We start from the raw sequence: 12,218 nt of genomic DNA on the forward strand, positions 1-12,218 counted from the left end.
AAGGTCAGACGCGAGGCCAGGGAGATTTACATGGAGTTGGCGACAGCGTTGGCCAACTGGTTCACAGCATCAGCCGATGACATGTCCGAGTTGAAGTGTGCGGTCACCACATCGGTGATTGCACCCGACTGAGCACCACGCAGCGCCATACCGTGGGCATAGCTAGGCAGAAGCGAGCCATTTTCCGAGCTTTCGTTCATGTCCTTGGAGGACAGATGCGCGCAGCTGTCAAATTCGTCCAGAGCAACGTCAACACGTGCAGGGATCGAACCTTTGTTCAGGTTGAACACTTTCTGGAAGTTTTTGCCGACGATCAACTTGGACAGAAGTTCTTGTCCGGCTTTCTTGTCGTCACCGTCCACATTGAACATGGCAAAGCTGTCAACGTTGTACAGGAAGCCATCGCCCGGCACTGATGCACACAAGAAGTCTTCGCCCGGCACTTTGCCAGCGGCAAGGAACTCACCTTTGGCCCAGTCACCCATGATCTGGAAGGCGGCTTCGCCGTTCATGACCATTGCAGTGGCAAGGTTCCAGTCACGACCCGAGAAGTTGTCGTCGACATAGCCGCGCATTTTTCGCATCTGGTCAAAGACAGCGACCATTTTGTCGGACTTCAGCGTGTCCATGTCTAGATCAACAAAGGCTTTCTTAAAGCCTTCAGCGCCCAGCATGCCCAGTGCGACAGCTTCGAACACAGTCGCATCCTGCCATGCCTGACCACCATGTGCCAGCGGCGTTACGCCAGCAGCAGCCAGCTTGTCAGCGGCGGCGTTGAATTCGTCCCAAGTGGTTGGCATTTCGATGCCGTTGGCACTGAGCACGTCAGCATTGCCCCAGATCCAGTCGATGCGGTGCACGTTGACCGGAGCCGCACACCATGCGCCTTCGCACATCATGTGACCAGCGATTGATGCCGGCAGAACGTCTGCCCAGCCTTCAGCTTGTGCAACTGCCGAGATGTCAGCCAGAACGCCTTCTTCGTACCATTCCTGAATGGCCGGGCCTTTCAGCTGAACAGCTGTCGGTGCGTTGCCAGACAGTACGCGAGCACGCAGTGCGGTCATCGCAGCGTCACCGCCACCGCCAGCAACAGGCATGTCGGTCCAAGTTCCGCCATTGTCGGCGAACTCGCCCTGCAGCACAGCAACAGACTTGGCTTCGCCGCCAGATGTCCACCAGTGCAGAACTTCTGCCTGCGGCTCGGCCATCAGCGGCAGAGCACAGGTCAGTGTAATAGCCGAAACGGCCGTAAATACGGATTTTTTCATTAGAATTTCCTCCCTTTGGTCACCAAACATCAGGTGACGCTGTCCCAAGCCTGACGATCTTACCCTGCTTTGCGCAATGGTTGTTGCAGCCAATAACGGGTTTCGCGGGTAGAATTTCGACCAATTTGTTACTTGATGTTACGCAAGCCTTGATTTTGTTGCACGCTGTTACAGACAAGCGGACAGTGAATTTGGTTTCATGGTCCCGAGGGAGGAATACGGACATGGCGATTCCACGACTTCTGGTCGTCGATGATGACGTAGATACACGGGGCATGATGACCCAGTATCTGCGCCAAAACGGCTACATCGCTCTTCCCTGCGATAGCGAAAGCGCGATCATGGAGCAGTTAACAAACGGGCGGGTCGACCTGATCTTGCTTGATGTGATGCTGGGCGATGAAAACGGTGTCGAGATTTGCGCGCGCCTGCGTGACGAACAAGATGTACCCATTATCCTTGTCTCGGCTTTGTCTGCAGACCATCACCGCATGGCAGGGTATCAGGTGGGGGCTGACGACTATATTGCGAAACCCTTCAATCCGGAATTGCTTTTGGCACGCGTGCGTGCAGTTCTATCCCGCGCCAAGCGAAGTGCGTCGTTGGTGTATCGTCGAAGCGTATCGACGTTTCGATTTGCAGGTTGGACATATGACGCCAAACTTGATGAAGTGACGTCGCCCCAGGGATTTCAAGTTGCTCTGTCGCGTAAGGAAACGGCGTTGCTGAAGGTTTTTCTGGCCAACCCGCATATCCCTTTGACACGGGAAGAGATCGCCACGTCACTGGATGTTACCGGCGAGGGGCAGGGCGCAGAGGCGTCCGGTCGCGCCATCGACGTTCTGGTCGGACGGCTGCGCGGGAAGATTGAAAGTGATCCGAAACAGCCCGAGCTTTTGCGCACTGAACGCGGCATCGGGTATGTTTTCGCAACAGATGTAGATGTAGAAGGCAGCGCATGAGCCGAGGGTTGCAAATCCGAACGCTTGGGCTGTTGTTGATCCTTGGCTGCTTTACCGCTGCATTTGGTGCAGGCTGGCTTTGGTTTTCGTCAACCAAGGCTTGGCAAGACCATCTGACCCGAAGCTATGTCACCGGTGTTTCACTGTATGAATCCTTGCGCGTCGGAGCAGAACCGCCCCTTGGGGTGTACGTGTCGAAGCTGTCAAACGACGAGGCAGTATTGGCAACGCGAGGTGAGTTTTCCCGGGTTCAAGGTATTCCCAGGCCTGCAATTGTAACCAACATCTCGATTATCGGAGCAGGTCGTGACCCCGTTTCAGGATCGTCGCTAAATGTCGGCATTGTTTCGGGCAAGCTTCAGTATGCCGTGTCCGAATTGGTGTCGAATGAAGGCCAAACAGCAGCGGAGAAGTTTGGAAATGTAACGCGTCTTCTGGCGACCTATTGCGCTGATCCGGTTTTGTTTGCCCGCATGGGTGTTCAGCCGTGGGTGCGTATCGATGGGCAATCCATCTGGGGCTGTGATGCCGCGCCGTCTGACCTGCGGCTTGCTGCTGTTTTGTTGACGTTGATTGCTGTCGCTATTCTGTCGACCATGGTTTTGGACACATCTGCGCATTTCGACCGGTTTGCCAACGCGCTGCGGGAACGTGGACGGCTTGGTGGTCCAGACAGCTATGAAGTTCATGGTCCGGCCGAACTGCGACAGACGGTGTTGGCGGTGAATGCCCACCTTGAACAGGAACGCGCGCAGCTGTCCAAGCGCGCAATGGTTCTGTCTGGGGTCAGCCATGATTTGGGCACACCCGCGACGCGTCTTCGCTTGCGCACAGCCCTGATCAAGGAAACGGACCTGCGCGAAAAGCTTGAAGCTGACATCGACAGTATGACCGAGATGATCGAGAGCGTGCTGACATATACGCGGGCGGAACTGAACGAAGAGACACCGCGCAAGCTGTCGTTCACGTCATTGGTCGATGCGTTGGTGGCTGACTATCAGGACATGGAACGCCCGGTATCGCTTGTGTCGCCGCAAAACCCCAGCGTTGAAGGGGGGCGATCCGTCTTTGCTACAACGTCTGGTTTGGCAGCGCTGCCGGATGAACAACGTATTCTGGTCATGGCGCGCCCAGTATCGTTGAAACGAGCGATTTCGAACCTGATCGACAATGCTTTGAAATACGGACGACGTGCTTCGGTCCAGCTAACCGCGACACCAGAGCATGCCACGATTGTTGTTGAGGATGAAGGATCGGGAATGTCTGCCGAAGACATCGAAGCGGTTGTTGCCCCCTTTAAGCGCGGGGATAACACACGTGCGATTGACGGGTTTGGTCTGGGGCTGACCATTGTTGCCACCGTCGCCGAACAGCATGGCGGGCGTCTTTACTTTGAAACAGGACAACACGGGCTTCGTGCCTGCCTTGAGATTTGCCGTAGGTAGCTACGCCGAGCTTTCTGACAGCAAGCCGCGCTCCTCAAGCACTTTGCGGGCGATGCGGAAACACTCCACCCCTTGCGGGACACCACAGTAGATCGCGATCACATGAATGGCCGCACGGATTTCTTCCATTGTGCAGCCGTTGGTGATGGCGCCGTTCAAGTGAAGTTCCCATTCATGCATTTTGCCAAGCGCGCCGATCATGCTGAGGTTCATCAGGGAACGTGTCTTTGCATCAAGGGCATCATCCCCCCAGCCAAACCCCCAACACCACTCGGTCATGGCTTCTTGAAAACCACGGTTAAACTCGTCAGCGGCTTCCAGATTCTTGTCGACATACTCCGCGCCAAGTGTGGATTTGCGGCGGTCTAGTCCGACCTCAAACAGGTTTGGGTTGGTTTTCTCCATTTGGCAGCTCCTTAGTCTTCCAATGCTTCGATAAGGGCGATGTCTGCGTCGCATGCTCCGGCCCTTTTGGCACGGGCGGCCCGGTATTCTTCAGATTGGTAACAAGCGCGCGCTGTATCGATGCTGTCGAATTCGATGATGACACGGCGTTGCCAGTCTGTGCCCTCAAGCGTTTCTGCTGCTCCGCGTGCCAGAAAACGTGCACCAAATCGTGCAAAGGCTTCTGGTGCGACGGCCTGATATCCCTGATAGGCGTCGGGATCGGTAACCGTCACATTGGCAATCCAGTAAGCTTTGGGCATCGTTACAAATCTTCCTCGGCCAAAAGGCGTTCGGCGATTGCTGTGGTGTCATTCAAATGGTTCTGCACAGCTATTTCAGCTGCGTCAGAATCGCCCGAGACAATGGCCGCGCAAATCGCTTGCATGTGTTTTAAACCGGGCTGTGCGCGATCGGATGTCGCCAGTGTCAGCATGCGCAATCTGCTGATCCGACCATTCAGGCGCTGTACGATGGTCCAGGCTATGTGCTGCCCAGCGCCGTCAAAAATCTCTGAGTAGAAGTCAGCAGTGGCACGAATAAGGCTTCCGGGAACGGGATCATCGAAAGCCCGTTCAAGTTGCTGCAAGGCGGCCTTGAGTGCTTTCTTGCGATCAGGCGTGATGCGCAGGGCGCAGGTGCGCGCTGCTGCTGTTTCAAGCATGCGTCGGATTTCGTAAATCTGCTTGGCATCGTCCCACGTCATTTCCGCGACGATCGGACCACGACCCGGAAGTATTTCGACCAGACCTTCGGCTTCCAGATAGCGAATGGTCTCGCGGATAACGGTGCGGCTGACCCCCAATTGTTCACAAAGCGGACGTTCAACCAGTCGTTCGCCGGGCTTGAAATGCCCCTCAATGATCGCATCCCGCATGCGGTCTTGAACCATATCGCGCAATGTCGCGGGGGGTTGAGATATCTTTGAAAGTACGGGTTTGTTCATGACGGATGGATACCAGTCACGCGGTTCGTGGGCAAGGAATTATTGACATACAAGATTATGGTATACCATGATACGGCAACTGAGTCGCTACGAGGTGCATCATGCCCGCAGAAATCCGCAAAACCCTTTTGCACGTAGAAAACAATCTGATCGAAGGTGGGAAAGCCGCAGAAACGCCGCTGACCATGATTGCCGCAATCGCTGTGATCCGAAGTCCGTGGGCCGGGCAGGGCTTTGTCGAAAACCTAAAGCCTGCGATCCTTGATTGTGCGCCGGGATTGGGTCAGTTGCTAACAGGTATGGTCCTTGATGCCGCCGGTGGCGGGGACAAGGTCGAAGGGTATGGGAAGTCGGCCATTGTTGGTGTGAACGGGGAAGTTGAGCACGGCTCGGCCCTGATCCACACGTTGCAGTTCGGTAACTCCTACCGCGAGGCCGTGGGCGCAAAATCCTATCTGTCTTTCACCAACACACGCGGCCCGGCAAATGCGTCGCTGCAAATTCCTTTGATGGACAAACATGATGCTGGGCGTCGAAGTCATTACCTGACCATCCAAACGCAGATCGCCGACGCCCCTGCACCTGATGAGATCGTCATCGCGCTGGGCGCGTCAATCGGGGGGCGCCCTCATCACCGGATCGGAGATCGCTATCGAGGATCTGAAGGAATTGGGTCATGATGTCGACAACCCTGCAGCTGTCTAAGCCTTACGGTGAAGTCACGGCGCTGACCGCAGGGTCGGGCGAACCTGTGGTTTTGGTTCATGGCGTCGGCATGCAATCCGCAGCTTGGAGCCCACAGATCGAGCATCTGTCGCGCACGCATCACGTTGTAGCAGTAGACATGCCCGGACATGGCGGCAGCGATCCCCTTTCCAAAGACGCGCAGTTGCCCGAATTTGTGGACTGGTTAAGGGCCACCTTACATGCGCTGGACATCGGCCCGGTTGCCCTTGCGGGGCATTCGATGGGTGCGCTGATCGCAAGCGGACTTGCGATAACACATCCTGAACTCGTGACCCGTGTGGCATTGCTAAACGGAGTTTATCTCCGCTCTGATAAGGCGCGTGCCGCAGTAATCTCGCGTACTGAAGAAATCCGTTGCGGTGGGTTTGATTTGGAAACGCCCTTATCCCGTTGGTTTGGGCAAAGCGCGGACGACCAAGCCGCGCGTGCTCAGGTGTCGAAGTGGCTGTCAGATGTTGATCTGGATGGATACGCGACAGCCTACAATGCCTTTGCACGCGGTGATGCGACCTATGCAGATCGCATGGGCGATATCACGTGCCCCATGCTGGCGCTGACGGGTGATGGGGATCAGAATTCGACCCCTGCAATGGCCAATGCCATGGCCAAAGAAGCTGAAAATGGTCGGTCAGTGGTGATCAAGGGGCACAGGCATATGGTAAACTTGACCGCACCCGCGCTTGTGAACAATGCCTTGTCCGATTGGCTCAAAGCCCCAACCGTAGGAGATCGAAATGTCTGAGATCGACCCGCGCGCCCTGCGCAATGCCTTTGGGACTTTCATGACCGGGGTCACGGTTGTGACCACGAATGACAAGTCTGGGCAGCCACTTGGCTTTACCGCGAATTCGTTCACCTCGGTTTCGCTCGATCCGCCATTGGTGCTGGTTTGCCTTGCCAACAGTTCTCGTAACTTCGCTGCGTTTAACGAAGCCGAAGGCTTTGCAGTTAATGTGTTGGCCGAAGATCAAATGAAGGTTTCCAATACTTTCGCAAGCCCGGTTGAGGACCGCTTTGCCACGGTTGATTGGACAGTTGGACCACATGGATCCCCCATCTTTTCGGGTGTTTCAGCTTGGTTCGACTGCTCGATGTTCAATCGGGTTGATGCCGGGGATCACCTGATCCTAGTCGGTAAGGTGGAGGCCTTTGATACAACAACACACCCCGGCCTTGGATACGCCCGTGGGGCCTATGTCACCCCTGCCGCCGAGGCCGAGGCCGTCACGAACAGCGCCGACCTAATGATATCCGCTTTGATCGAATATGATGGCAAAGTGCTGTTATTGGGCAATGAGGACGGAAGACTGACCCTTCCCGAAAGCAAACTGGGCCGCGGCGGTGCAACTGGAACGCTAAAGCGTCTGATTTCGGATGTCGGCGTCGAGGCCGAGCCCGGATTTGTCTATTCGGTCTACGAAGATGAAGCGCGCGAAACGCAACATATCTCGTTCCTTTGCCAAGCCAGCGGACCGGCCAGTGCCAAGGGTAAGTTTACCGACCTTGGAGAAACCACTCTGATGAGCGTTGCGGATCCGGTGATCTGCACGATGTTGGATCGGTTCGCGCGGGAAAACCATATGGGAAACTTCGGGGTGTATTATGGCAATCAGATAAGCGGCAAAGTGCGTCCGCTGACAACAGAGGTGTAAGACATGAAGTTCTCTCTTTTCGCGCATATGGAACGCATATCGCCCGATCAAGATCAGAAGCAGTTGTATGATGAGTTCATCGAGCTTTGCAAAATCGCTGACGAGGGCGGCATGCATGCCATCTGGACGGGTGAACATCATGGGATGAATTTCACCATTGCACCCAACCCATTTCTGAACCTTGTCGACGTCGCAAATCACACAAAAAATGTGCGCCTTGGGACCGGAACCGTAGTGGCTCCGTTCTGGCACCCAATCCGGTTGGCGGGTGAGGCGGCGATGACCGACCTTATTACGAATGGTCGCCTTGATATTGGGATCGCTCGTGGTGCGTATTCGTTCGAATATGAACGCTTGATGCCAGGAATGGACGCGTGGGAAGCGGGACAGCGGATGCGCGAATTGGTTCCTGCTGTGAAGCAGCTTTGGAAAGGTGACTACGCCCATAGTGGAGAGTTCTTCCAGTTCCCAAGCACCACATCAGCCCCGCAGCCGATGCAGGAAGACGGACCCCCGATCTGGATTGCTGCGCGCGATCCGAACAGTCACGAATTTGCCGTCTCGAACGGATGTAACGTGCAGGTGACCCCGCTTTGGAACGGCGAGGCCGAGGTGGAAAGCCTGATGCAGAAATTCAACGATGCCTGTGAAAAGTTTTCGAAGCAGCCTCGTCCAAAGATCATGCTTCTTCAGCACACCTATGTTGCCGATAGCGATAAGGACGCCAAGCTTGGCGCAGAGGAGCTGAACCGGTTTTACTGCTACTTCGGTGCTTGGTTCATGAACAAGCGCGATATATCGCAAGGCTTAATCGACCCACTTTCTGAGGACGAGATTGCCGCACATCCCTTCTATTCGCCAGAGGCAATGGAACGTGATTTGGTGATTGGCACACCAGAAACGGTCATCAAACGTCTAAAGAAATACGAAGCTTTAGGGTATGATGAGTATTCGTTCTGGATCGACAGCTCTATGACTTTTGACCGCAAGAAGGCGTCGCTTGAGCGGTTTATCAATGAAGTTATGCCAGCATTTGGGCAGGGGCATGGGGGGTAAGATGCAGGTCTTTCAGCACTATATTGGCGGCCAGTTTTCGAATGGCGCAACGCAGTTTGAAAGCCTTGACCCGGCCACTGGGCAGGCTTGGGCGCTGATGGCAAGTGCAAACGAAGATGATGTGAATGCTGCTGTCCATGCGGCGCGCGATGCGTTCCTTTCTCCTGAATGGGCAGGAATGACAGCAACGGCGCGGGGCAAACTGCTTTCGACACTTGCGGAGCTAGTGGCCGAGAATGCTGGACGGCTGGCCGAAATCGAAACCCGTGACACCGGCAAGATCATCCGGGAAACCAGTGCGCAGATCGCTTATGTCGCCGAGTATTTTCGCTATTTCGCGGGACTGGCGGATAAGATCGAAGGCGCGCATCTGCCGATCGACAAACCGGATATGGAAGTATGGTTGCGGCGCGAACCGGTTGGCGTCGTTGCGGCGGTCGTGCCGTGGAACTCTCAGTTATTTCTGTCAGCTGTAAAAATCGCGCCAGCCTTGGCGGCGGGTTGCACGGTGGTGTTGAAAGCATCTGAAGATGGCCCTGCGCCTATGCTGGAGTTTGCCAAGATCTTTGATCAAGTTGGGTTCCCCAGGGGTGTCTTGAACGTCATCACGGGTGGGCCCGACGCCGGAGCCGCTCTGACCCGCCATCCGCTTGTTGATCATGTGGCGTTCACAGGTGGGGCGGAAACTGCGCGCCATATCGTACGGAACTCGGCAGAGAACCTTGCCACGACGTCACTTGAGCTTGGCGGCAAATCCCCCTTCATCGTCTTTGACGATGCGGATATCGACAGTGCTGCAAATGCGCAGGTGTCGGGCATATTTGCCGCGACTGGGCAAAGCTGTGTGGCCGGATCACGCTTGTTAGTTCAAGCGTCGATCAAAGACGAATTTCTGGCCTGCCTGAAGGCGAAGGCCGAAGCAATTGTGATCGGCACGCCCAATGACATGGCGACTGAAGTTGGGCCGCTTTGCACGATGCGTCAGCGTGAAACGGCACAAGATCTGATTGCACGGTCGTTGGACGCTGGTGCGAAGCTGCTGACTGGTGGTGCCGCGATCGAAGGTGACGGGTTTTATTTCCCGCCAACAATTCTTGACTGTTCCGATGCACCGGATGCCCCTTGTCTAACCAATGAATTCTTTGGGCCGGTTCTATCCGTCCTCAGCTTCGAGGGTGAAGCAGAGGCCATCGAAATGGCCAACGATACAGAATTCGGTTTGGCCGCCGGTGTCTTTACGCAAAACCTGACGCGCGCGCATCGCATGATCAAAGCTATTCGTTCGGGTATTGTCTGGGTGAACACCTACCGCGCAGTCAGTCCAATCGCACCATTTGGTGGCTATGGTCTGTCTGGTCATGGTCGCGAAGGCGGGCTTCAGGCCGTGCTTGATTACACGACGATCAAGACCGTCTGGCTGCGCACCAGCGATGATCCAATCCCGGACCCGTTTATCATGCGTTGACAGTTCAGCCACCACGCAGAAACTGATCACATTGATCGGTAGCCCCCGTGATCTGCGACTGATTGGGAGGACCAAGATGAACGATCCCGTGCTAGAGCCGTTGGTGTTACGCCACCGCACCTTGCGCAATCGCATCGTATTTGGTGCACACACGACGAACATGTCCCGATTGGGTCTGCCGGCAGAGCAGCATCTGAATTACTATTTAGAACGCGCACGCGGTGGCGCAGGCATGATTGTGGTCGAGCCTATGCCGATCGACCAATCCGCCGTTTTGACTCGGGGAAATTTTCGGGTTGATGACGATGATGTCATTCCCGGCTTTCGGCGCCTCACCGAGGTATGCAAAGCAGAAGGCGCGGTCATCCTTCAGCAGCTTTATCACATCGGGCAGCATGGCGACGCGGACCTGTCCTATGCGCCAAACGTATCGCCCTCAGGGCAGCCCAGCTACCATGACAGTGATGGCAGTCATGCCTTAACGGACGCGGAGATCGAGGAATGCATCGCGGGTTTCATTCGGGCAGCAGAACGCTGTCAGAAAGCAGGGTTTGATGGGGTCGAGATTTGGGCCGCGTACCATTCGCTGATCGAACAATTCTGGCGGCCAACCTCAAACACGCGGACGGACCGGTGGGGGGGATCACTGGAAAACCGGCTTAGGTTCGGATTGCGCATTCAAGACGGCATTCGGGATGCCTGTGGCGAGGATTTCATTATTGGCCTGTCTGTCAGTACAGCCCCCAGCGAACCGGTTGCCTTGTCGGTTGAGCAGCTTGTGGACATCGCAAAAGCGCATGATGCGACGGGCCAGCTTGATTATGTGACCTGCGGGTCTGGAAGCTATCTGGAATTTGATAAAGTGATGCCCAGTTTTGTGTATGGCGAGAAGCTGAGCGTCGACGTCACAACTCAGCTCAAGGCACAGCTCAAGACAGCACGCGTACAATCTGAAAGCCAGATCAGAACGCCGGACAATGCACGTGACGTGCTGCGGGCGGGTCAGGCAGATCTGGTGTCGATCGTGCGTGGTCAGATCGCGGATCCACATCTGGCTCGTAAGATGAGCGAGGATCGTGAGGCAGATGTTCGCGGCTGCATTTCGTGCAATCAGATGTGTTGGGGGCGCCGGTCCCGCGACTATTGGATTTCGTGCCTTATCAATCCATCAGCCGGCCGCGAATGGGAATGGGGCGGCGAACCGTTTGAGCCCTCGGCCCATCCGAAAAAGGTTTTGGTGATCGGGGCGGGACCGGCTGGTTTGGAAGCTGCCAGGGTCGCGGCTGAACGTGGTCATACGGTCACCATCAGCGAGGCCGCGCCGCACATCGGCGGGCAATTTCGACTGGCTGGACTGCAACCCCGTCGCGGCCAGATCGCTAGAGCTTCTGGACTGGTACGAACGGCAGCTTGATCAACTGGGTGTCGATGTGCGGCTTAATCACTTCATGGATGCGGATGACATATCAGCGTTTGCTGCAGATCAGGTGGTGGTTGCCACTGGGTCTTTACCTGCGAACACAGGATGGCAAAGGTTTTGTCCTGAAATGAAGGAACTGCCGGGGCTGGAACACGGAAATGTCGCGTCGGTCGAAGAAGTTCTGCGTCGTGAAGTACCGATAGGCATACGCGTGGTGCTTTTGGACGAAGGCGGCAATTGGCGGGGGGTGGGCACAGCTTGGCATCTTGCAGAAAAAGGACACGACGTAACCATCGTCACGCCAGATGCGGTGGTGGGCAAAGAACTGGCCCGTACCACTGCAGATCACCGTGCCCGCCAAGTCCTAACAGGGTTGGGGGTACGCTTTCATCCGGAAGCTGTGATCGACAGCTGGGGCGCAAACGGTGCCACTGTAAGGTCGTTGCTAAGTGGCGAAAGCCAACTTGTGCCCGCAGATACACTGGTGTTCGCCACGACGAACAATGCATTCACGATGGTGGCCGACGATCTGCGCGACGCAGGGTTGGAGTTTCATCAGGTTGGCGATTGCGTTGCTCCTCGTCAGGCTCCATTCGCATTCTACGAAGGGCGCAAGATTGGGCTTAAAATGTAGTAGTTTTGGTGTGTCATAGCCCCGGATAGGGGCAAGTATTCGTTCGTTCTAACAGGGCGCTGCAATGCAAGACGGTCCTCCCTCTTTACTCGCTTACAGCAAAGTTTTCGACGTTGTCGGGCAGGACTGCGGTGATGCGGGTTCTACCTGCACCGCCTTTGATATAGCCTGCGAAT

12 protein-coding genes and 1 pseudogene are annotated in these 12,218 nt (G+C 55.7%); 9 read left to right on the forward strand and 4 right to left on the reverse strand.

Annotated elements, in window-relative coordinates; all coding sequences use genetic code 11:
• Nucleotides 1–26: 26 nt before the first annotated feature.
• On the reverse strand, nt 27–1,271 hold the full coding sequence (locus AC0L6A_RS02535) for an ABC transporter substrate-binding protein (protein ID WP_473291996.1): 1,245 nt from the start codon (nt 1,269–1,271) through the stop codon (nt 27–29).
• Between the two features lie 224 nt (nt 1,272–1,495).
• On the opposite strand from AC0L6A_RS02535, the gene AC0L6A_RS02540 reads away from it, so the two are divergent.
• Nucleotides 1,496–2,233, forward strand: coding sequence for a response regulator transcription factor (locus tag AC0L6A_RS02540; protein ID WP_473291997.1), 738 nt, complete (start codon nt 1,496–1,498; stop codon nt 2,231–2,233).
• The gene (locus AC0L6A_RS02545; RefSeq protein WP_473291998.1) at nt 2,230–3,678 is read left to right on the forward strand and encodes a sensor histidine kinase; all 1,449 of its coding nucleotides are present in this window, start codon (nt 2,230–2,232) and stop codon (nt 3,676–3,678) included. Before AC0L6A_RS02540 ends, AC0L6A_RS02545 begins: the two co-directional genes overlap by 4 nt.
• Here AC0L6A_RS02545 and AC0L6A_RS02550 read toward each other — a convergent pair whose 3' ends face one another.
• Genes AC0L6A_RS02550 through AC0L6A_RS02560 form a run of 3 tightly spaced genes read right to left on the reverse strand, consistent with a single transcriptional unit; the run spans nt 3,679 to nt 5,068 of the window.
• On the reverse strand, nt 3,679–4,083 hold the full coding sequence (locus AC0L6A_RS02550; protein WP_473291999.1) for a carboxymuconolactone decarboxylase family protein: 405 nt from the start codon (nt 4,081–4,083) through the stop codon (nt 3,679–3,681).
• Between the two features lie 11 nt (nt 4,084–4,094).
• Nucleotides 4,095–4,385: a DUF1330 domain-containing protein gene (locus AC0L6A_RS02555; protein WP_473292000.1), complete on the reverse strand. Its 291-nt coding sequence runs from the start codon at nt 4,383–4,385 to the stop codon at nt 4,095–4,097.
• A 2-nt stretch (nt 4,386–4,387) separates the two neighbouring features.
• The gene (locus AC0L6A_RS02560; RefSeq protein WP_473292002.1) at nt 4,388–5,068 is read right to left on the reverse strand and encodes a GntR family transcriptional regulator; all 681 of its coding nucleotides are present in this window, start codon (nt 5,066–5,068) and stop codon (nt 4,388–4,390) included.
• A 101-nt stretch (nt 5,069–5,169) separates the two neighbouring features.
• On the opposite strand from AC0L6A_RS02560, the pseudogene AC0L6A_RS02565 reads away from it, so the two are divergent.
• The 7 genes and pseudogenes from AC0L6A_RS02565 to AC0L6A_RS02595 all read left to right on the forward strand — a co-directional run bounded on the left by AC0L6A_RS02565 (nt 5,170) and on the right by AC0L6A_RS02595 (nt 12,042).
• Nucleotides 5,170–5,773: pseudogene (locus AC0L6A_RS02565) on the forward strand (amino acid synthesis family protein).
• Nucleotides 5,745–6,557 carry an alpha/beta fold hydrolase gene (locus AC0L6A_RS02570; protein ID WP_473292003.1) on the forward strand — a complete coding sequence of 271 codons (813 nt, stop codon included), beginning with the start codon at nt 5,745–5,747 and terminating at the stop codon, nt 6,555–6,557. The pseudogene AC0L6A_RS02565 and the gene AC0L6A_RS02570 overlap by 29 nt, the downstream one beginning before the upstream one ends.
• On the forward strand, nt 6,550–7,467 hold the full coding sequence (locus AC0L6A_RS02575) for a flavin reductase family protein (RefSeq protein ID WP_473292004.1): 918 nt from the start codon (nt 6,550–6,552) through the stop codon (nt 7,465–7,467). The genes AC0L6A_RS02570 and AC0L6A_RS02575 overlap by 8 nt, the downstream gene beginning before the upstream one ends.
• A 3-nt stretch (nt 7,468–7,470) precedes the next feature.
• Entirely contained in the window at nt 7,471–8,523 is a 1,053-nt protein-coding gene (locus AC0L6A_RS02580; RefSeq protein WP_473292005.1) for an LLM class flavin-dependent oxidoreductase, read from the forward strand.
• Nucleotide 8,524: 1 nt separating this feature from the next.
• Entirely contained in the window at nt 8,525–9,988 is a 1,464-nt protein-coding gene (locus tag AC0L6A_RS02585) for an aldehyde dehydrogenase (protein ID WP_473292007.1), read from the forward strand.
• A gap of 76 nt (nt 9,989–10,064) precedes the next feature.
• A complete protein-coding gene (locus AC0L6A_RS02590; protein ID WP_473292008.1) occupies nt 10,065–11,402 on the forward strand; it encodes an oxidoreductase in 1,338 nt (445 codons plus the stop codon).
• 34 nt (nt 11,403–11,436) lie between these two features.
• Complete coding sequence (locus tag AC0L6A_RS02595; protein ID WP_473293354.1) at nt 11,437–12,042, forward strand: FAD-dependent oxidoreductase; 606 nt, start codon at nt 11,437–11,439, stop codon at nt 12,040–12,042.
• Nucleotides 12,043–12,218: the final 176 nt, after the last annotated feature.

The organism is Aliiroseovarius sp. D2-2 (assembly GCF_055809455.1).

Coding starts and splice junctions, on each gene's coding strand:
- AC0L6A_RS02535 (WP_473291996.1), bottom strand. CDS start 1,271: ATGAAAAAATCCGTATTTACGGCCGTTTCGGCTATTACACTGACCTGT.
- AC0L6A_RS02540 (WP_473291997.1), top strand. CDS start 1,496: ATGGCGATTCCACGACTTCTGGTCGTCGATGATGACGTAGATACACGG.
- AC0L6A_RS02545 (WP_473291998.1), top strand. CDS start 2,230: ATGAGCCGAGGGTTGCAAATCCGAACGCTTGGGCTGTTGTTGATCCTT.
- AC0L6A_RS02550 (WP_473291999.1), bottom strand. CDS start 4,083: ATGGAGAAAACCAACCCAAACCTGTTTGAGGTCGGACTAGACCGCCGC.
- AC0L6A_RS02555 (WP_473292000.1), bottom strand. CDS start 4,385: ATGCCCAAAGCTTACTGGATTGCCAATGTGACGGTTACCGATCCCGAC.
- AC0L6A_RS02560 (WP_473292002.1), bottom strand. CDS start 5,068: ATGAACAAACCCGTACTTTCAAAGATATCTCAACCCCCCGCGACATTG.
- AC0L6A_RS02570 (WP_473292003.1), top strand. CDS start 5,745: ATGATGTCGACAACCCTGCAGCTGTCTAAGCCTTACGGTGAAGTCACG.
- AC0L6A_RS02575 (WP_473292004.1), top strand. CDS start 6,550: ATGTCTGAGATCGACCCGCGCGCCCTGCGCAATGCCTTTGGGACTTTC.
- AC0L6A_RS02580 (WP_473292005.1), top strand. CDS start 7,471: ATGAAGTTCTCTCTTTTCGCGCATATGGAACGCATATCGCCCGATCAA.
- AC0L6A_RS02585 (WP_473292007.1), top strand. CDS start 8,525: ATGCAGGTCTTTCAGCACTATATTGGCGGCCAGTTTTCGAATGGCGCA.
- AC0L6A_RS02590 (WP_473292008.1), top strand. CDS start 10,065: ATGAACGATCCCGTGCTAGAGCCGTTGGTGTTACGCCACCGCACCTTG.
- AC0L6A_RS02595 (WP_473293354.1), top strand. CDS start 11,437: ATGGATGCGGATGACATATCAGCGTTTGCTGCAGATCAGGTGGTGGTT.